Here is a 20,312-nt window from a genome sequence, read left to right as displayed (position 1 = left end):
CTTCAAGGCTTTGGCAAAGGTGTCGGGATGAGCGGTGATACCCGTTTCAGCGTGGAATGCATCCGCTAATTCAGCTTGGCTGGAGAAGGGATGGGCTTGTGCAAGCTTGACTAGCATTGGGTACTGCTCTGCGGTAATCGCGGGCGGGCGTCCGATTCTAGGCATGACTTCGAGGCTGTCCAGGCAGAAGAAATGGTAACTTTAGTTTATTTTGTCTACACCTTCTAAGGTCGTTGAAGGATTCATGAACGACGGATATCGCCCATCAGTTAAATTAAGTATTAGCCACTACCCGCCATCATCCTCATGCTTATGTCTACATCGCTACTCGACCCACCAAATAGGATAACGGTACGCGGATCTGTTGCTGACGATTAAGGATGTTCAGCAACAGCATGACCCGCTCTTCGCCATCCACGGCAAGGAAAATCGCGGACATCTCGGCATCGGAGCTCACCTTGACCTGGACCTTGTCGCCCGGATTAAACGCCTTGAATACGGTGGCAATAGCACAACGTTGGACAAGGTGTCCGATGATGTCATCCGGCACGCGACATGGTTGACCGGAGAAGCTGACGACTTTGCTCACACCGCGGGTCGCGCGTAGCGCGGTCCAATTGTCCTGGGCGTGTAGATGGACAAAGAGATAACCAGGGAACATCGGTTGTGTGAGCTGCTTGAATCGCCCCCCCTTGATGGTTTCGCAGGTCATGGCTGGACAAAAGCAGTCGAATCCCTGGCGAAGCAGATGCTCCTGCGCTCGCTGATCCTGACGCGACTTGCATTGCACGAGGTACCAAGCGATATCGGGTAGATCTATTGGCCGATTCATTAGCTGTCCCTGGCACGAACAAATCCTTCCCTGACGTTAGTTCTTTCCATCTACCCAGGCTGTTTGACCGACTAATGGTAGGGTGAAGAAAACAAGTTCCGCGCCAAGTGCTTTCCGGCCTATCCGCTGGTCGGAAAATATCGCTTCGCCTTGTGGAAAAAATTGCACTACCTGCAACTCGAACTATCTTGAACTTTGTTCTACCCCTACGACCAACCGAAGGCAAATTGCCATCAACTATAGCAGATGGAACTGTGTCAGTTTTTTAATACGCACGTTCCAGTCCTGCACTATTCGCCCCCATTGTGCAGCGGCGAGCCGCGGTAGCCTTGCCTACCATATTTTCTGGATAACTCGTTCTATATCATCAGCTTGCTGCTACTCAAGGGTGAATGATCATAAGCACTTGGCAGGCCATCAGTTCAATAGGTCGCGCTCGGTCAGGCCCGTCTTCCTTATTGAAAAATTGATGACCACTCTGCCCCGCTTTATTTGCCTACTTGAATTCCGATACGTACGCAAACAATTGGCTGAACGGCTTTATACCTTGCGGTAATTAACCAGGTCGCAACTAACTGTATATAGGCTTGATTGATATATGTTTTAGAGCCTGCCTGAATATACGCAGGCTCGATCCGCAGCCAAGTGCCAGACACTGTTTATATCCCGGTCTTCCAACTCATGAACTCATCCATACCAACAGCCCCACCAGGGAAGTCTGTGCCGGACTTGCCCCAGGGTGGGGTCTCTGTATAGCAAAGGAGCCGGCGTCATGGTCCAAGTCAGCTATCCCGGTGTCTACATCGTCGAAAAAGCCAGCGGAGTACGCACCATCACCGGCGTCGCGACCTCGATCACCGCTTTCGTCGGTTATACGCGCAAGGGCGTGCCCGACAGGGCCGTGGCCATCACCAGCTTCGCCGATTTCGAGCGCGGCTACGGTGGGCTGGATCGCGACAGCCCGGTGTCCTATGCGGTGCGGCAGTTTTTCATGAATGGCGGCACGCAGGCACTGATCGTGCGCGTGGCTGCCGGTCACGCCACTGCCGGGTGGACCTTGCAGAACGGCGCGGCGGACGACGTCCTGCAGGTCGCGGCAGCAACCCCCGGAGCCTGGGGAAATGACTTGCGGATCACGGTCGAGCACACCGGCGTACGCAACATCGACGCCGACTTCAACCTCATCGTGTCACAGCTGCCACCGGGCGGTGGCGCAGCGGTGCCGATCGAGACACACCGCAACCTCAGCATGGACGCGAATTCGGCACAGTACGTCGAGTCGGTCGTCAACCACGCCTCGGCGGCGATACGGGTGACCCGCGACGCGATGCTGCCCGCGTTCACCCAGCTCGGGTTTGCGGTCAGCGGCGACCTCTCGGCAGCGTTTGCCCCGCTGACCGCCAGCAATGCAACCCTGGGCGGTACCCTGGACGGCACACTGCCTTTCCTGATCACGCTGGCCAACACCAGTTGGCCCGACATGGCTACGCTCCTGGCCGAGGCGGAGGACGCCATTGATGCGGTGCCCGGCCTGGCCGTCCGCCTCGAGGTCGTGGAAACCGGCGCCGACGGCGGCGCGGGCAGCGACCACCTGACGCTGCGCTCGCTCACGCCCGGTGAGACCTCCAGTGTCGTCATCGCCGGCGGCTCGTTCGGCGGCCTGGCCGCGGTCATCCATATGGGCCTGGCCAACGGTGGCCGTGAATTCACCGGCGCGGCCGAGCATCGCCCGGTCGCGCTCGCCAACGTTGCGCCGAGCAATGCCGGCGCCGACGGCTCGCGCGGCGGCGCCCTCGACTTGCTCGGACTGGAGTTGTCCAAGACCGGCATCTATGCCTTGCGCGACGTCGATCTGTTCAACCTGCTGCTGATCCCGGAAACCTTCGATATGACCGCCGGACAGGAAGCCGGGTTGATTCCGGCGGCGGTCTCGCTGTGCGTGGAAAAACGCGCCTTCTACATCGTCGACGCGCCGTCGAACCGCACACTCGCGACGCCCGGCACGGCGATCGGGGCCTGGGTGCAGTCGATGCTGCACAGCCTGAGCAACAGCGCACGCAACGCCGCCACCTACTTCCCGCCGGTGCGCATCGTCGATCCGCTCGACGGATTGCGCCCGCGTGCGATGGCCCCCTCGGGAACCCTGGCCGGCATCTATGCGAGAACCGATGCACAGCGTGGCGTATGGAAGGCTCCGGCCGGCACCGACGCGACCTTGAACGGCGTGCTGGACGTGACGCTGCCGATCAACGACATCGAGAACGGCCAGCTCAATCCGCAGGGGATCAATGTGATCCGCAGCTTCCCGGCCTACGGCCGGGTGTCCTGGGGCGCGCGCACGGGACGCGGCGCCGATGCCCACACCGACGAGTACAAGTACATCCCGATCCGCCGCCTTGCGCTCTTCATCGAGGAAAGTCTCTACCGGGGTACGCAGTGGGTGGTGTTCGAGCCCAACGACGAACCGCTGTGGGCGCAGATCCGCCTCAACCTCGGCGCGTTCATGAACGACCTGTTCCGCCAAGGCGCGTTCCAGGGCAAAACGCCGCAGGAAGCCTTCTTCGTCAAGTGCGACAAGGAAACCACGACCCAGGCCGACCGCAACCTCGGCATCGTCAACATCCAGGTTGGCTTCGCACCGCTGAAACCGGCGGAGTTCGTCGTTATCACCATTCAGCAGATCGCTGGCGATCTGCAATAAGGGAGTCGAATCATGGCCCAGTTCGCCGTCAACACCCATCGCTTCGATCCCTACAAGAACTTCAAATTCCGTATCAAATGGGACGGTCGCTACGTCGCCGGTGTCAGCAAGGTCGGTGCGCTCAAGCGCAGCACCGAGGTGGTCGAGCACCGCGAAGGCGGCGACCCCTCGACCTCGCGCAAGTCGCCTGGGCGCACCAAGTACGAGGCCATCACGCTGGAGCGCGGCATCACCCACGACCCCGAATTCGAGGCCTGGGCCAATAAGGTCTGGCACGTGAACACCGGGCTCGGTGCCGAGGTGAGCCTGAAGGACTTTCGCAAGGACCTGATCCTTGAGGTCTACAACGAGACCGGCCAGGTGGTGCTTACCTATAAGATCCTGCGTTGCTGGGTGTCCGAGTTCCAGGCGCTACCCGATCTTGACGCCAATGCCAACGCGATCGCGATCGAAACGCTCAAGCTGGAGAATGAGGGTTGGGAGCGCGACCCGGATGTCTCCGAACCGGCAGAGCCGGCCATCGCAGGGTGATCCCAAGCCATGCACCAGCCTCCCTTGAACGTGCGGCCGTTCGGCCAAGCGGTAGACCTCGACCTGGACTTCAACGACGAAAACCGCCCGGAGCTCGTGACCCGGCTGCTCGCGCAATGTGCCGAGCACGGCGACCCGGCGTTCTGGTGGTCGCAACCGGTCAGTGCCCGCACCTCGGCCTTGCTGCGCCTGGTCGCCGCGACCGAGCGGGCCGAGGCGTTTTCCTTCACGGCCCGCTGCGCGCACCTTGCCTGCGGCGAAACCTTCGAGTTCGAATTGCCGCTGCAGGCGCTGGTCGCCAGCGCGGACGACGCGACCCCGATCCGGGTGCTGCTCGACGGGCAGCGCTCGGTGACGCTGCGCCGCCCTACCGGCGGCGACCTGCGCCAGTGGCGTGCCGCCCGGCCGGCTTCACGTGCCGAGGCGGTGCGCATGATGCTCGACACGCTCCTGCCCGACGGGCAGGTCCAGCCACAGGACGAAGCGCGATTGGCCGAATCGATCGCCGTGGCAGACCCACTGGTGGCCTTCGCGGTGTCATGCAGCTGCCCAGCCTGCGGGGCCATGAACGAGGTGCCGGTCGATCTCGACGCAACGGCGCTGGCCCGGCTCGGCGCGCACCAGCAGGCACTGTTGCGCGCGGTGCATGGCCTGGCGTCGCACTATGGCTGGAGCGAATCGCAGGTGCTGGCCATCCCGCCGGCACGCCGCGCGCAGTACCTGGCATTTATCGAGCAGCAATCATGAGCGACTACTTCGGCGCACTGCTGCGTTCCAGCGGCCTGGCGGTCGGCCCTGCCGCGCCGGCGGACCCAGCGCCGCCGGCGAGCGCCGCGGATCTGTTCGAAACAGATCTCCAGCGCAGTGCACCGGCCCCGCAACCGCCAGCCGCGCTGACGACCCAGGACCAGGCCCGGCCATTGAACCCAGCGGCCAACCTCGAGCGCCACTCCGAGCCCGAGCCCGACGTGCCGGCAGCCCGGCCGGCGCCCCCCGGCATCGCCACCCCGGCGGCCGTTGGTCGCCCGCGCGACAAGGCCAGGGGCAAGGACGCGCTGCCCGCCGCCGCGCAACCACCGGTGGCGGCCGCCTCGCCCACCGAGCACGATACCCCGCTCGCCCAGCCGCCGGGCCATGATCGGGTGCGGGCGGTCATGCACTGGCTAGCGGCCGACCCGCTGCTGGCGCCTTCCGAACCGCCGGGCACCACGGGGCAAGAACCCCTGGCGACTGTGGACCTGGCCGACCAGTCTGTCATATGGGAACCGCTATCCAGGGTGGCCAGCGAGCCGCGCGCCAGCAGGCCCGCGCAGGCGCCGACGCATCCCGTGGCGCAGTCTGTCGAGGCGCTGCACGATGCACCTCGCGACGCAGCGGCCGTGTTGGTACAGACGGCCTTCGCGCCGCTATCCTCCCCGCCGCCCTCGCCGCGCGACGAACGAGTCGACATATCCATCGGCGCGATTCACCTGCGTGTCGAGGTCCCGGCGGCACAGACCCTGGCCCGCCCATTGCCACCGCCCGCGGCCGCGCCACATGCCGGCGCAGCCGCCTCGGCCCCACGCAGCGCCCTCGCGCGGCGTGCATTGCGCCGTATCTGACCATGGCACTCGCTGACTCTGGCAGGGCGATCGGCGCCGTGACGCTCCTGCTCCAGGACCACCTGATCCGTCGCGGTTTCGAGGTCTCGATTGGCAAGCCTGAAGATGCAGCCGGGAACGATACCAACGAGAAACTCAACTTGTTCCTCTACGAAACCGCCTTCGATCCGCACCTGCGCAACCTGTCGCTGCGCGACGGCGAACCGCCTCCGCTGTGGCTGGTGCTGAAGTTTCTGCTAACCGCCTTCGACACCGCCGAAAGCAGTGACAGCGCCGCCGCGCACGAGCTGCTGGGCCGTGGCATGGCGGCGCTGCACGACCTCAACTTCCTGCGCCTGGACCCACTGGTGCCGCTGGATGTGCAGCTTGCGCTGGAAAACAATCCCGAGCCGCTGAAGCTGAGCTTCGACGAGTCGAACGCGGACCTGCTGTCCAAGACCATGCAGGGCACCGATGAACGCTACCGGCTCTCGGTGGCCTTTCAAATGCGCCCGGTGATGATAGTGCCGCCCAGCCTGCCGCGCGGTTCGCTGCTGGTGGGGGTCGACTACAGCACCGCGCCCGAGACGCTTATCGGTCGCGACGGCGTGCGGATCGCGGTGATCCCGTCGCTCGGCGCCCGGCTGGAGCGGCTCGAGCCCGCCACCTTCGAAGTCGGCGCGACGCTGACGCTGTATGGCGACGACCTGAGCGCCAGCAGCATGGAAGTGGTGCTCGGCAACGTGCCGCTGACCATCGTCGAGCGCCAGGTCGACCGGCTCGTGGTCACTGCCGAAGGCAGCCCCGGCACCCCCATCGCGTCCGGCGGCACCTTGTCGGCCGGCGAGATGCCGCTTGTCGCGCACCGCCGGCTGTCGCCGACACGCACGCGCTCGAGCAACCTGCTGGCCGCGCGCCTGCTGCCGACCTTGCACAGCGCCGCGCTGGTCGCCGGCAACCTCGAACTGCAAGGCCTGTTGCTCGGCAGCGCCTCCGACGACGTAATGGTGTTGTTCTACCGCGAATCCGACGGCGTGACGGTGCACCTGTTCGACACGCCCACCTCGGCCCCGGACCAGCAGTCCCTGGCGATTCCCGGTGCCGCGGCGGCGGTGCCGGCGGGCAGCTACCGGGTCATCCTGCGCGTGAACAACCAGCAGGCGAAAGCCAGCCCCATCGTGGTGGTGCCATGACGATCAACCCGCTCGCCGCGTACGACGTCGCCGATCCGGTGGCGTTCCTGCCGGGCGTGCGCGGCCAGGATGCGCTGGCCCAGTATTGGCTGGGCCAGGTCACGCTGCGGCTGCGCCGCGAGGTCTGCTGGCTGTGGCGCGAACGCAGCCTGCAAGGCACAGCCAGTATCGGGGACACACCTCTGCCGCCACCGGTGGACGCGGCGCTGGCCGCGCTCGACCTGCTGCGCTATGAGCGCGACAAACGCGGCTTTTTCGCCGAGGACATCACCGCGCGTTACCTGAGCGAGCGCATCGCCATGGCCGCGCCCCCGGCGGCGGCCGACAGCGCCCGCGGGTCCTTCGGCTGGGTCGTGCAGCACCTGGGGCTCGCGCCGGTCGAGTGTTTCGTGCTGGCGATGGCATTGCTGCCCAGCGTCGACAGCGCCGCCGGCCCGGTGATCGCCAGTTGCCTGAACGAACCGTCGCGCAGCACCCCTACCCTCGCGCTGGCACAGCGCCTGTGGGACGCGCCGGACGAGCTGCTGCGGTGCTTCGACCCGGCGCATGCGTTGCTGCGCCATGGCTTGCTCGCCGGTCCTCCAGACCTGGGGCCGCACGACTGGCAGAGCGCGCTTTCAGTGCCGTCGATGGTCGCCCGCGAACTGTTATTCAGCCCAAGCGAGCTGCCGCCGGCGCTCGAGGCGATCAGCCTATCCTGGCTGCCGCAGAGCCTGGACCCGGCGACCAGCGCGCGCATTGGCGCCGTGCTGGCGAACTTGCGCGGCGCCGCCGGGAGCCACGGCATGCACATCGTGCCGGTGATCGGCGTGCCCGGCGCGCCCCTCGCCGAAGTGGCGGCAGCCTGCGCCGAGCGGGCCGGCGTGCCGACCGTGCGGCTCAGCGCCGCGCTGCCGCGCGAGTACCTGGCACAAGCGCTCTGCACCGCCTGGTTGCGCGGCTGTGCCGTGTACCTGTCGGCGGACAGCCTGAGTGCCGGCGCCGCCCACGAAGGCGGGCTGATGGCCCCTTCGCTGCCGGGCCTGGCGCTCATGCTGTTCGTCGGCGTGCACGATCGCGCCACATTAGCCGGGCTGGGCACGACACTACCGGCCATCAGCGTGCCGCCACTGAGCTACGCCCAGCGGCTCGGCTGCTGGCGGCAACGACTGGCCGACACCCCGCTCGCCCCGGCGCTGCCCGAACTGGCACGGCGCTTTCGCTATGAACAGACGGCGATTGCCCGTGTGAGCACGGAGCTGGCGACACTCGCTCGGTTGCCCAGCCGCGCCGAGCTGTTCGCCGCCGCGCGTGCCGACCTCGACCTGGGCAGCCTGGCGCAAATCGTCGAACCGCGTTTTGCCCGCGGCGAGCTGATGCTGCCGCCGGCACAGGCGGTGCAGATCGACGAAATCGTCGCGGCCATGAATAACCTGACCCGCGTGCACTACGAATGGGGCACCGCGCGCGCCTGGAACGAAAGCGGGCTCGCCGCCCTCTTCGCCGGGCCACCGGGCACCGGCAAGACCATGGCCGCCGAGGCACTCGCCGCCGAGCTCGGGTTGCCGCTGTACCGCATCGACCTGTCCCAGGTCGTCAACAAGTACATCGGCGAGACCGAGAAGAACCTGCGCCGCCTGTTCGATGCCGCCGACTCGGCGGACGTGATCTTGTTCTTCGACGAGGCCGACGCCCTCTTCGGCAAGCGCACCGAGGTCAAGGACGCACACGACCGCTACGCCAACCTCGAGATCAGCTACCTGCTCGAACGCATGGAGCGTTTCAAGGGCCTGGCGATTCTCGCCACCAACCGCAGAAAGGACCTCGACGAGGCGTTCCTGCGCCGCTTGCGCTTCGTTGTCGAGTTCCCGTTACCGGGGCCGGCCGAACGGCTGCGCATCTGGCACAGCGTGATCCCCGCCGGGGTCGATGCGAGCGAAGTCGACTTCGAGTTCCTCGCGCAGCGTTTCGCCCTGGCTGGCGGCCATATCCGCGGCATCGTCTTCCACGCCTGCCTGCAAAGCGCGGCCGAGGGCGCGCCCCGGCGCCTGGGCATGCCGGCCGTGATGCAGGCGCTGCAACGCGAGTACGACAAGCTGGACCGTGCCAACAGCCTCGACCAGTTCGGCCCCTACGCCGCGCTGGTCGCCGCCCAAAGGACTAAACGATGACCGCGCCCTGCGCTGCCCGCCGGCGGCTCCACATCGATGCGCTCGAACTTGACCTGCGCGGCGTCTCGCCGGCCACCGCCGAGGCGCTCGCCCGCCTGCTGGGGCCAGCGCTGGCCCGGGCGCTGGCCCAGCAGCCTTATGCGCCGCTCGCGTGTCTGGATGCCGGCCGCCTCGCCTGCGCCGCCTCGCCCGACGCCGAGGCCCTGGCCACGGACATCGCGCAGCGCATCGCCGGTCGTCTGCGGGAGGAACAACCATGAGCCTGCTGCGCGGCGCATTGATCGAATACGGCAGCGGCCTGATCGGGCCGATCCCCAATGTGGTCATCTTCCAGTTCAACCCGGAGTCGCTGTCGCGCACGCTGGAGATTCCGCCACGGCCAACCGGCCCCACCCGGCGCGAAACCGCCCAGGCGGGCGAGAAGACGTTCGAGAGAATCAGCTTCAAGGCGCACTTCAGCGCCGCCGACATGCTCGATGAGGGCAAGGCGCTGGCGCAGCTGTTCGGCATCGGGCCGCAGCTCGCGGCGCTGGAGCAGATGGTGCTGCCCAGCGGCAAGGTCGCCGGCCTGCTCGGCGCCGCCCTCGATGCGATAGGCGATGCGCTCGGAGGTGGCGGCGACGAGCCGCCGGCCCAGCCGATCCCCCGGGAGAAGTACCCGCGCATCCTGTTCATCTGGGGCCTTACGCGGGTACTGCCGGTGACCATCGACTCGATGAGCATCGCCGAGCTTGAGTACGACGCGATCCTCAATCCGACCCGTGCCGAAGTCGATATCCAGCTCAGTGTCATTTCGGTGGATGACTGCTCGGACGACCTGCTGGCCAAGGGCGCGCTCGAATACTCGAGCATCGCCAAGCAAGCCCAGGCCATCGCCAACCTGGCCAACACCGCCGGGCAGATCGTTGAATTCATCCCGCTCTAGGAGGCCGCATGTTCTTGCCCAACTCGCGCTACGCCAAGGTTGCCACTGTCGAGACTCGCACCTCGACCGGCGAAGCCGTGGTCGCCCTGAAGCTACGCTACCTGACGCCGATGGGCGGCGAGCCACAGAGGGTGCAGGCGGGCGATCGCCTCGATCTGTTCGCCCAGGCCCGCACCGGCGACGCGACCCAGTTCTGGCATGTGGCCGACGCCAACACCGCGCTCGACAGCCGCACCCTGGTCGCCGCACCGGGCGACACCCTTGTCGTTCCGCGGAACTGAGATCAATCCCCCTTCGTTTCGCCCCTGCCGTGCCTTGGCGCGGCCCCGTGGGAGGCATGGCCATGACCGAACAACACTGGCGCGTCTGGTTTGGTGACAACGCTGCAAGCGAAGAGCAACTGCGGCGCATCGAGGAAATCCAGGTCACGCAGGAGATGGATGCCTGCTGGGAAGCGCAGCTGCGCATGGTGTTGTGCCTGGATGAAAACGGCGTCTGGCTGCATTGGCCCGGCGACAGCAGCGCGCTTTTTTCGCGGGTGCGGGTCGAAATCGATATCGGCAATGGCCGCTTCGTGCCGCTGATCGACGGCCCGCTGGTCAGCGTCGATGCCGCGCTCGACTCGCAACCCGGCCGCAGCGCCGCGACCTTGGTGGTACGCGACGACAGCGCCTTTCTCAATCGCGACGAGGAAACAGAGGCGCCATTCGAACACCGCAAGGCCAGCGATATCGCCACGGAGCTGTTCGGCCGCTTCGAGCAGATCGGCGATACCCGCATCGACGCCACCCAGGCCTCGCCGCAGACCACCACCCGGCGCGGCACCGTACTGCAATTTCTGCGGGAGCTGGCGAAGGCCAACGACCGCCATGCCTACGTGCTACCGGGTGACCGGCGCGGAGCCAGCATCGGCTGCTTCCTCGCCGACCCGGCGGACGCGGCGGGCCTGCCGCCTCTGGTGCTGGTCGGCGAGAGCCGCAACCTGACCAACGCCAGCGTCATGCAAGACCCCGAAGGTGGCGAGCGCACCCAGGCCCAGGTGCTGCGGGTCGACGATCAGGGTGTCACGCACTTCGAGACCAGCGCGGCAGACCTCGGCCTGATGCGCACGCTGCCGGCGCTACCTGCCGACCTCACGCCGCGGCGGCTGCTGAACCCGTCGGACAACACCCGCGAAGACCCCGCGTCGGCGGCCACCGCGCAGGCGCGGCGCAATGGCTATATCTACGTACTGACCAGCCAGGTGATTCCGGGTTGCTATGGCGGCCTGCTGACGCCCTACCAGAAGGTACGGGTCGACGTCGGCGCCACGCCCTACAGCGGCGACTATCTGATTACCAAGGTGGTCCACCGCATCACGCCGTCGCTGTACACCCAGGAGCTGGAAGCCAAGACCGACTCGGTGACCGAGGTCTCGGAGGCGGCCGTCGCTGAAGCGCTGGGTGGCGGCCTGCAATGGGCGGTATCGGTAAATGGAGGAATCTTCTGATGACCGACCTGATGGAAAGCACCGTCGAACGACTGGTCGAGCGCGTCGGCGCAAGGTATTTCGGCAAGTACCGCGGCATCGTCAGCGATGTCGACGACCCGGACAACCAGTGCCGCATCCGCGCCACCGTGCCTGCCGTGCTGGGCGAGCAGACCTGCGGCTGGGCCCTGCCGGCCGCGCCCTTCGCCGGCGACGGTCACGGCATGGTGTTGCTGCCCAAAGTCGGCTCGGGGGTGTGGATCGAGTTCGAGGCGGGCCAGCTGGACAACCCGATCTGGTCGGGCGCCTGGTGGGCCAGCGGCCAGCGGCCCGAGCCGCAAGGCCAGGGCGTGCGGGTCATCGTCTCCGAAGCAGGCCACAAGGTGATCCTCGACGACGAGGCGAACGAGGTGAAGATCGTGCACGGCGACCCGACCATCGCCAAGACGATCACCCTCACCGCCAGCGAGATTGTGATCAGCTGCGGCGCCTGCGAAATCAGGATCGGCAACGAGAACATCTCGCTGAATAACGGGCTGATCAAGGTCGGCCTGGCCGGCGTCAGCCTGGTAAACGGGGCGATGAGCTTCGGAGTACCGCCATGATCCCGATCCTCACCACCGCCAGCACCGTCATATGCCCCCACGGCGGCATGGCGCAGCTCATCACGAGCAACACCCAGGCGCTGGTCGACGGCGCGCCGATGCTGCTGCAAACCGACGTGCATCCTATCGTCGCCTGCCCGTTCACGCCGGTTGCCTACTCGCCCTGTGTGTCGATCCGCTGGCTGACGGCCGCCACGCAGACCGCGCTGCACAACGTACCGGTGCTGCTGCAAAACAGCGTCGGATTGTGCCTCAACGCGGCACAGGTTCCACAGGGCATGGCCATCGTCGTGCAGGTCCAGCAGCAAGCCAAGGGGATATGAGGATGGCGCTTTCCAATGGTCGACACCTTGGGTTCCCGTTCCGCATCGGCGGCGACGGACGCACCGCCGCGCCGGCGAATGATGACGCCCATGTACGCGACGAGTTGCTCCAGCTGCTGCTGACCAGCCCCGCCGAGCGCCTGTTCCTCCCGGAATTCGGCGGTGGCGTGCGCAAGCTGGTATTCGAGCCCGCGTCGGAAGCGTTGCGCGGCGTGGTCAAGGCGCGGATCACCCATGGGCTGTCGCGCTGGCTGGGCCACCGGCTCACCGTCGAGTTGATCGATGTCGCCTGGGACGACGCCGCGGCGACGGTGGAGCTGACGGTGAAATACCGGCCCGCCGGCAGCCCGGACTCACGCGTCGTCACCTTCCAGCGCAGTTCTCGCTAGGGTTCATCCGTCATGGCTGCCATCACCTTTCCCGATCTGGTCGACGACCGCGCGGACGCGCTGCAAAGCCACGGCCTCGACGGACTGAAACTCGCGCTGGTGTCGCTGCCGCCGGGGCCGAACCCGGACCATGCCGATATCGACCTGCGGTTCTTCAACGGCCTGCACCTGGCAGCTATCCTCGCCGACATCGGTGGCGACCCGGTGCGTGCGCGCCAGGTATTGCGTATCCGTGGCGGCTCGCGCATCGTCGCCGGCAATGCGTCCGGACAGGTGCAGGTCACCGCCGTGACGGGCATCGATGCGACGCGCCTGTCGCTGCGCATCGCGCCCGTCGGCGACTACTCGACCTACCGGCTCGACCTGGTCTGGAACGCGAGCCTGATCGATCCCTTCTTCAGCAGTATCGGTTTCAAGTTCCGCCCTGGCTGCTTCACCAATGACTGCGCCCCGCCGCAACCCGGCCGCCCTGCGGCGCCCAACCCGGCAATCGATTACCTGGCAAAGGACTACGACTCGTTCCGCCACACGCTGATGGTGGCGATGGCCGAGCGCGTACCGGGCTGGGCCAGTACCAGCGAGGCCGACCACGACCAGGTGCTGATCGACCTGTTCGCCGCCGCCGCCGACGAGCTGAGCGACTTCCAGGACCGGGTCATGGTCGAGGCTTACCTGGCGAGCGCGCGCAAGCGCGTGTCGCTCGTGCGGCACGCCAGGCTGGTCGACTACCATGTGCACGAGGGCAACCAGGCCAGTACCTGGCTCGCGCTGGACGTGGTGGCTGGCCAAGCCCCGTTCACCCTGGACGACCAGGAGCTGGTGGCCTGGACCGGTAGCGACCCGGCGCAAGACAATGCGGTGTTCTTCGCCAGCCGCCAGCGCCGCCTGTTGCCCGCGCAGCGCCAGCGGCTGGACCCGCTGTTGAACCGCCTGCGCCTGCACACGTGGCGCAATGCCCAGCCGGCCCTGGCCGCCGGCAGCACCAGCGCCGACATCGCCCTGCCAAGCGGCCTCGCTTCGCAGGTCGAGGCCGATGCACTGCGTGACCTGGTACGCAACGGCCTATGGCGCGAGATGCTGATTGCCGAGGAGCTGAACCCGCTGACCGGCGCCAAGGCCGGGCGCCGCCGCGCGAAGCGGCAGCTGTTGCGGTTGCTGCCGGGCAACCAGAGCGACCGCGGCGCCGCCGAATCGATCTTCGACCCAGTGACGAACACCTGGATCGTCCGCGTGCACTGGCGCGAGGAAGACGCACTGCGCTTCGATTACAGCTTCACCACCTTTTGCCCCGGCCCGCCGCCCGTCAGCGTGGAGAACGTGTCGCTGTTCTACGGCAACCTCGTGACGGTGCACCAGGGCCGACCGCTGCAGGTGCATTTCCACGAGCCGGGCACGCTGCTGCCAAGCGACACCGAGACCGTCAAGCATCGTCACTACCAGCGCCTGGACCGTTACGGCAATGGCCGCGACTGGGTACTCGCCGAGCTGCCCGACGAAGGGCCTCTGGCCTTTTTGCCGCCGCGCCACGGCACGGCGCCGACCGGCGAGGAGCCGGCGCGTTCGACGCTGTGGCTTGAAGTCGAATCGCCCGGCGCGGCACGCGAAACCTGGGATGAAGTGGAGAGCCTGGTGCACAGCGACGATTCGGCGGAGAACGGCGACCACTACATGGTCGAGACCGACGAGCAGCGGCGCAGCGTGCTGCGCTTCGGTAACGGCGGCAACGGGCGCCTGCTGCCGAACGATGCGCAGGTGCATGCCGAGTACCAGGTCGGCGGCGGCCACACCGGCAACATCGGCGCGGACCAACTGGTCAACGTCCAGCCACTAACCGGGGCCCTGGGCGCGGCGATAGTCGCGGCGACCAACCCCTTCGACGTCACCGACGGGCGCGACCCGGAACCGCTCGAGCGCATCCGCCGCAACGCACCCGAAGCCTTCCGCGCCCGGCAGTTGCGGGCGGTGACGCTGGCGGACTATGTGCAACGCGCCGAAGAAGTGCCGGGTGTCGCGCGCGCGGTGGCACGTTACGCTTGGACGGGCAGCTGGCGCACGGTACGCATCGCCATCGACCCGCTCGGCTTCACCGCGCTGGGCGATGAGCGTTCGGACGCGCTATGGGCTGAATTGCGCCCGCGCATTGCCGACCACCTCGAAGCGGTACGCCTGATCGGCGAGGACCTCGAACTGCGCCCGCCGCGCTACGTGCCGCTGGAAATCCGCGTGGTGGTCTGCGCCGCCGAAGCCTACTGGCGCGAAGACCTGCGCTTTGTGCTGGAGCAGGAGTTTTCCAACGGCTGGACCTCGGACGGTCGGCGCGGCTTCTTCCACCCCGATCAATGGACATTCGGCCAGGCCCTGCACCGCAGCCTTATCGAGGGCCGCATCCAGGCAATCGCCGGCATCGAGCATGGGGTGAGCATCAGCATGAAGCGCTTCTCGGCCCCGCAGCCAGGCGTGCCCGGTGCCGAGGTGCTGGAGATCGGTTTCGACGAAGTCCTGCTGCTGGCCAACGACCCTGACCACCTCGAACGCGGCTTGATCCGCTTCGACGTCCAGGGCGGGAGACGATGATGCCTTGCAACCCGCTGATCACCGACCCCTTTGTCTTCCCCCGGCGCGCCGACAACCGCCCCGGGCTGCCGCGCATCGCCTACCGCATCGGCCGCTACGTCGACTTCGTGGAAGCGATGACGCGCGGCATCGACGCCGCGCCCGAGCTCGCCGCCTGGACCCATCGCGAAGCCGACGACCCCGGCATCGCGCTGCTGCAAGGCGCCGCCCTCCTCGGCGACATCCTCAGCTTCTACCAGGAGCACTATGCAAACGAGGCTTATCTGCGCACCGCCGCCTGGCGCGAGAGCGTCGCCGAGCTGGTGCGCCTTACCGGCTACCGCCTCGTTCCGGGCATCGGCGGGCGCGCCACGCTGGCTTTCGAGGCGCGCGGCGACAAGCCGGTGACCCTTCACGCGGGGTTTGCGGTCAAGGTCGAGCTTGCAGACCTGGCGGCCCCCGCTGACTTCCAGACCGATGCCGGACTCAGCACCTGGCCGCACCTCGGCCGCTTCAACCTGTACCGTCCGCGGGCCTATGCCGGCACGCTGGGCGCGGGCGCTACCTCGTTCGAAATTGTCGGCGTGGACGGCGCCAGCGACACCGCCAGCCTCGCCGCCTTCGAGCTCAAGGTCGGCGACCGCCTGCTGCTGCAAGCGCCGGAACCGGGCTGGACCTCCAGCGGCTCGACCCTGACCCAGCAGCAGGCCACGCAGGTGGTCAAGGTCAAGCAGCTCACGCGCCTGCTCGGGCGCATCATCGTCGACCTCGACACCCCCATCCTGCAGGCCTGGAACCAACCGGTGGCGGCCTACCGGGTCAATCGCTCATTCCGCCATTTTGGCCACAACGCACCGGCCAGAACGGTGACCAGCAAGAAGAACAGCAGCGAAATCGTCGGCGCGCTGGAGTCCCAGACTTACTTCGAGCGGCACGTTTATGCCAACCACGATTGCAGCAATACCAGCGCCTCGATCGAACTCACGGCAACCTCAATCCCCCTGGATGGGCCAATCAACGACCTGCAAGCGGGCACCCGGGTCATAGTGCAAACCCGCGTCGGCACGAGCAGCGTCACCGCACCTGTGGCCTTGAGCGTCGTGCGCCGTATCGTCGAAGTGCAAACCCGCACGATCGGTTTCGGCAACCTCAACGGCGCGAGCACGCTGCTGACTCTGGACCAGCCGCTGGTCAAGCATGTGATGCCTGGCTCGCCCTCCAGCGATGTGCGCGCCTACCTCATCCATGAGGTGACGAGCCCGCCGCTCGCCCTGAAGCCGGTCAGCAATCCCTCGGGCAACGCCTTCGCCAGCGGCACCGGCGCGCTGCGTTTCTACGGCACCGCGGCGCAGGCCAGGGTACTGGCAGGGCGGCGGCTGTACCTGACCCATCCCGACGGGCGCAGCGTTGAGTTGCTTTGCACCAGCAACGCGGCCAGCTTCGCCGCGTCAACGCCGGACATCGCGAAGCTGTGGTCGCTGAACTTCGACCGGCCGCCCTCGCCCTTCACCCGTGCCGACTTCGACGAGGCCGAGCCCAGCGTCACGGTGTTCGGCAACCTGGTCGATGCCTCGCAAGGCAAGGCCGAGCGCGACGCGGTACTCGGCAACGGCGACCACCGCCAGGCATGGCAGACCTTCGTGCTGCCAAAATCACCACTGACTTACTTTATCTACGCAGGCGGCCTCCCAGCGCAGACACCTGAACTCCAGGTGTGGGTCGACGGCCGCCGCTGGACACGCGTCGATGCCTTCTATGGCCATGGCGCGCAGGAACAGATTTATATCGTCCGGGAAAATGCCCAAGGCCAGAGTTTCGTGCAGTTCGGCGACGGCGAGACCGGGGCGCGCTTGCCGTCCGGGTTGCAAAACGTCGTCGCCGTCTACCGCAGTGGCGTCGGCGCGCACGGCGCGATCAAGCCCGGGGCCACGCCCACCACGAGCGAGCGGCCGCCGGGCTTCGACAGGCTGTCGCTGGCCGGCCTGGTGTCCGGCGGCGCCGCGCCGGAGGCCCCCGAGAAGGCGCGCGAAGCGGCGCCGGGCAAGGTGCAGAGCCTGGGGCGGCTGGTCAGCATCCGCGACTACGAGGCCGAGACCCTGGGGGTGCCCGGCGTGGTCACCGCGGCCGCCGCCTGGGACCTGCATGCCGGCGTGCCGGCGGTGATCCTGCGCGTGCTGCTGGAAGCCGGGCGCGAGGCCGAGTTCAGCGCGGTGCGGGCGACGCTGGCGCATGCGCAGCGCTGCCGTGGGCCGGATCGCTTTGCCCTGGTGGTGCAGCAGGCGCTGGCGCGCTATGCCTTCATCGACCTCAGCTATGCCCGCGACCCGGGCTACCGGCAGCAGGACGTCGAGGCCGACCTGCGCGCCGCCCTCGGCCTGGCCGGCGATGCCGCTAACGAACGCAGCGGCCTGTTCGGCCTGCGGGCACGCCGCCTGGGCGAGCACGAGTACGCCAGCCGCATCGAAGGCCGCTTGCAGCAGGTGCCGGGGGTGCTCTGGTGCAAGCTCTCGGCGCTCGGGCTGTTCGCGGCCGGGGTGGGCGATCCCCAGACCCTGCCATTGCCGGCGACGCCACGGGCACAGGCTCAAGTGCTGCCGTGCAGCCCGCATGAGCTGCTGCAACTCGCCACGCAGCATTTGACGCTGACCTCGGTGGCCGAACCTTGCGCGGGAGAATACGCATGAATCCGCCCAGGGTCCCGCTGTTCGAGCGCCTGCCCGAGATCTATCGCACGCGCGACGCCGAAGTCGCGCCGCCGAACCAGCTGCGCGCCTATCTGGGCGCTATCGAAGGGCCGTTCGGCGCCCTGCACCAAGACATTGCGCAGCTTTACCAGGACCTGTTCATCGACACCTGCGACGACTGGGTGATTGCCTACCTCGCGGATCTGCTCGGCACCACGCACCTGAAGGGCGAGCCGCGCACCTTGCGCGCCGATGTCGCCGACACCATCGCGCTGCGCCGGCGCAAGGGCACCCTGGGGGCGATGGAGCGCCTGGCGGTCAACCTCACCGGCTGGGCCTGCCGTGGCGTCGAGCTGCGGGCCAACCTCGGCTGGACCCAGCACCTGAACCACCCGCGGCCCGATGCCGGCGGCGAGCCACCCTACGCGGCCCCCGGGCTGACCCGCTTCCATGTGCCGCGTAGCGGCACCGCGCCGATCCGCGACCCCGCCGCACTGACGTTACTCGGCACCCCGTTCGACCACTTCGCCTACACCGCCGATGTGAAACCCGCGTTCGACGATACCCGCCATGTCAACCTGCCCAACCTGGCGATTTTCCTCTGGCGGCTCGCGGCCTATCGGCTGCCGCGGGTCCTGCCGCTGGCCAAGGCGAGCATCGACCTCGGCCCTCAGCCCGCGGACCTGGCGCGGTTCGCGCTGCGCTTCGACCTGCATCCGCTGGACATCCCGGTGCGCCTATTCAATACCAGCCGCCCCGGGTTCCTGCGCGCGGGCACCTCGGGAGGCGTGGTCTCGCCGCTGACCGAGGCCGACGCCGTGCCGGGGCCAATGCTCGATGCGCGCTTGACCAGTCATGCACCTTCGGGCCATCCCGAGGCCTATGTGCAGGTCGACTTCTACAACGCCGCAACCGCGCCGCCGAGCGGCTTTGACCTCGGTGACGTCGGCCTGCACCTGTTCATGCCGCACACCCTGGCGCCCCTGCTGGTGCCGCCGGCGCCGCTCAGCGAATGGCAGTGGCTGTTCCGTGGCGACAACCTCTGTGCCTGGGAAAGCGGCCTGCGCCGGCCGCTGCGCAGCGGCGAGATCGTCATCGACCCCGACATCGGCCGTGTGCTGGTCGGACTGGAGACGGCGGCGCAGGCCGCTGAGCTGATCGTGTCGGAGAACGGCAGCCTCGTCTCGCGCCTGTTCACCAGCTTCACCTACGGCGCCGCCGGGCCTGTGGGCGCGCATCCGCTGACGCGGCACTTCCCGGCGCTCGCGCCCACGGTGGAGCTGCGCCACGTCGGTGAGGTCGGCGGCGGCATCACACTGCAAGCGGCGCTGGACGGCCTGGCCGCCGTGGCCGCGCCCGTGGTCATCGAGATTCACGACAGCCTGGTGCACCGCATCGACCTGTCGCTGCTGCCCGGCACCGCCACCGACGGCACCCTGTCGTTGCGCCTGGCGCAGTCACTGACGATTCGCGCCGCCGGCGATCACCGACCCATCCTGTTACTGGCGCAACCCTTGTCGCTGCGCCCGGTCGCCGCCGGCTCAGCCACGCCTTTCGAACCCCAGGTACGGCTCGAAGGCCTGTACATCGCGCCGGACCAGGACGCGCCCTTCCCCGCTGGCCAGGCGCTGATCGACCGCGCCGCGGTGGCGCGCCTGGAGATTATCGGCTGCACGCTCGCGCCGGGCGGCCACAGCCTGCGCGACGGCAACCGCGCCCCCATGCAGCCGGCGCTGCGGCTGGTCGACGGTTATGGCTTCAGCGACCCGGACGACGTCGCCGCCTTCGTGCCCACCCCCGATATCGTGATCCAGCGTTCGATCACTGGCAGCATGGCCCTCGACGAGCGCTACCGGCTCGACATCCAGGACAGCATCGTCGACGCCGGGCTGGGCCTCAACGACGCAGCAACGGGACTGTTCGCCATCGCCGCCGCCAGCGACCCGGTGAACGGCTGGGCGGCCGCACTCGACTTCGACGGTCTCACCTGTTTCGGCCCGATACGCGTGGCCGAGGCCGGCGGCTTGGGCGGCCTCTTCACGCAGCGCTTCGAGGTGCTGGACAACCAGCGCGGCTGCATCAAGTGGAGCGCGTTCAGCGGCGACGGCGACCGCCTGCCGCCCAACCACTTCTGTGTGCATGCGCCGGACGCGCGCATGGTCTTCACCTCCGAACGCTTCCACGACCCGGGTTATGCGCAACTGCGGCGCGAGACCGACCGCCGGGTGCGCGAACTCGGGCCTGACGACGATGCAATGGGCGCCTTCGGTTTTCTCCTCGAAACACACAAATGGACCAATCTGCACGTGCGGCTACACGAGTTCATGCCAGTGGGCGTGAGACCGCTGATCGTGCCAGTGACATAAGGAAGGGAAAGC

At 67.3% G+C, this 20,312-nt stretch carries 18 protein-coding genes; 16 read left to right on the top strand and 2 right to left on the bottom strand.

Annotation, left to right across the window (positions count from 1 at the left end):
• Both CRO75_RS14590 and rfaH read right to left on the bottom strand, forming a co-directional pair.
• Nucleotides 1–165, bottom strand: a 165-nt coding sequence (locus CRO75_RS14590; RefSeq protein WP_143503925.1) for a helix-turn-helix domain-containing protein, incomplete at its 3' end; no start/stop codon positions are given.
• Nucleotides 166–316: 151 nt separating this feature from the next.
• Nucleotides 317–832, bottom strand: coding sequence for a transcription/translation regulatory transformer protein RfaH (gene rfaH, locus CRO75_RS14585; protein WP_097136389.1), 516 nt, complete (start codon nucleotides 830–832; stop codon nucleotides 317–319).
• 772 nt (nucleotides 833–1,604) lie between these two features.
• Here rfaH and CRO75_RS14580 point away from each other — a divergent pair.
• From CRO75_RS14580 to CRO75_RS14510, 16 genes are all read left to right on the top strand, one after another.
• The gene (locus CRO75_RS14580; protein ID WP_097136387.1) at nucleotides 1,605–3,533 is read left to right on the top strand and encodes a phage tail sheath C-terminal domain-containing protein; all 1,929 of its coding nucleotides are present in this window, start codon (nucleotides 1,605–1,607) and stop codon (nucleotides 3,531–3,533) included.
• 12 nt (nucleotides 3,534–3,545) lie between these two features.
• A complete protein-coding gene (locus CRO75_RS14575) occupies nucleotides 3,546–4,064 on the top strand; it encodes a phage tail protein (protein WP_097136385.1) in 519 nt (172 codons plus the stop codon).
• Nucleotides 4,065–4,073: 9 nt separating this feature from the next.
• A complete protein-coding gene (locus tag CRO75_RS14570) occupies nucleotides 4,074–4,811 on the top strand; it encodes a hypothetical protein (RefSeq protein ID WP_143503931.1) in 738 nt (245 codons plus the stop codon).
• A complete protein-coding gene (locus CRO75_RS32845; RefSeq protein ID WP_158539496.1) occupies nucleotides 4,808–5,665 on the top strand; it encodes a hypothetical protein in 858 nt (285 codons plus the stop codon). Before CRO75_RS14570 ends, CRO75_RS32845 begins: the two co-directional genes overlap by 4 nt.
• Nucleotides 5,666–5,703: 38 nt before the next feature.
• Complete coding sequence (locus CRO75_RS14565; RefSeq protein WP_158539495.1) at nucleotides 5,704–6,837, top strand: Pvc16 family protein; 1,134 nt, start codon at nucleotides 5,704–5,706, stop codon at nucleotides 6,835–6,837.
• A 38-nt stretch (nucleotides 6,838–6,875) separates the two neighbouring features.
• Nucleotides 6,876–8,987 (top strand): ATP-binding protein, encoded by a 2,112-nt coding sequence (locus CRO75_RS14560; protein WP_239990585.1) that lies wholly within the window; start codon nucleotides 6,876–6,878, stop codon nucleotides 8,985–8,987.
• Nucleotides 8,984–9,247 (top strand): hypothetical protein, encoded by a 264-nt coding sequence (locus CRO75_RS14555; protein WP_097136371.1) that lies wholly within the window; start codon nucleotides 8,984–8,986, stop codon nucleotides 9,245–9,247. Before CRO75_RS14560 ends, CRO75_RS14555 begins: the two co-directional genes overlap by 4 nt.
• Nucleotides 9,244–9,912 carry a hypothetical protein gene (locus tag CRO75_RS14550; RefSeq protein WP_097136366.1) on the top strand — a complete coding sequence of 223 codons (669 nt, stop codon included), beginning with the start codon at nucleotides 9,244–9,246 and terminating at the stop codon, nucleotides 9,910–9,912. The genes CRO75_RS14555 and CRO75_RS14550 overlap by 4 nt, the downstream gene beginning before the upstream one ends.
• A gap of 8 nt (nucleotides 9,913–9,920) precedes the next feature.
• Complete coding sequence (locus tag CRO75_RS14545; RefSeq protein WP_097136361.1) at nucleotides 9,921–10,193, top strand: hypothetical protein; 273 nt, start codon at nucleotides 9,921–9,923, stop codon at nucleotides 10,191–10,193.
• 62 nt (nucleotides 10,194–10,255) lie between these two features.
• Nucleotides 10,256–11,401 (top strand): hypothetical protein, encoded by a 1,146-nt coding sequence (locus tag CRO75_RS14540; protein ID WP_097136354.1) that lies wholly within the window; start codon nucleotides 10,256–10,258, stop codon nucleotides 11,399–11,401.
• Nucleotides 11,401–11,985 (top strand): phage baseplate assembly protein V, encoded by a 585-nt coding sequence (locus CRO75_RS14535; protein WP_097136347.1) that lies wholly within the window; start codon nucleotides 11,401–11,403, stop codon nucleotides 11,983–11,985. The genes CRO75_RS14540 and CRO75_RS14535 overlap by 1 nt, the downstream gene beginning before the upstream one ends.
• Complete coding sequence (locus CRO75_RS14530; RefSeq protein WP_097136341.1) at nucleotides 11,982–12,308, top strand: hypothetical protein; 327 nt, start codon at nucleotides 11,982–11,984, stop codon at nucleotides 12,306–12,308. Before CRO75_RS14535 ends, CRO75_RS14530 begins: the two co-directional genes overlap by 4 nt.
• A gap of 2 nt (nucleotides 12,309–12,310) precedes the next feature.
• Complete coding sequence (locus CRO75_RS14525; RefSeq protein WP_097136335.1) at nucleotides 12,311–12,697, top strand: GPW/gp25 family protein; 387 nt, start codon at nucleotides 12,311–12,313, stop codon at nucleotides 12,695–12,697.
• A gap of 12 nt (nucleotides 12,698–12,709) precedes the next feature.
• Complete coding sequence (locus CRO75_RS14520) at nucleotides 12,710–15,271, top strand: baseplate J/gp47 family protein (RefSeq protein WP_097136329.1); 2,562 nt, start codon at nucleotides 12,710–12,712, stop codon at nucleotides 15,269–15,271.
• Nucleotides 15,271–17,934, top strand: a complete 2,664-nt coding sequence (locus tag CRO75_RS14515) for a hypothetical protein (RefSeq protein ID WP_097136321.1) — start codon at nucleotides 15,271–15,273, stop codon at nucleotides 17,932–17,934. Before CRO75_RS14520 ends, CRO75_RS14515 begins: the two co-directional genes overlap by 1 nt.
• Entirely contained in the window at nucleotides 17,931–20,300 is a 2,370-nt protein-coding gene (locus CRO75_RS14510; protein WP_097136314.1) for a hypothetical protein, read from the top strand. Before CRO75_RS14515 ends, CRO75_RS14510 begins: the two co-directional genes overlap by 4 nt.
• Nucleotides 20,301–20,312: the final 12 nt, after the last annotated feature.

It is taken from the genome of Pseudomonas sp. LAMO17WK12:I10, from assembly GCF_900215185.1.
GTDB lineage: Bacteria > Pseudomonadota > Gammaproteobacteria > Pseudomonadales > Pseudomonadaceae > Aquipseudomonas > Aquipseudomonas chlororaphis.
This window is presented reverse-complemented; position numbering and strand designations above follow the sequence as displayed.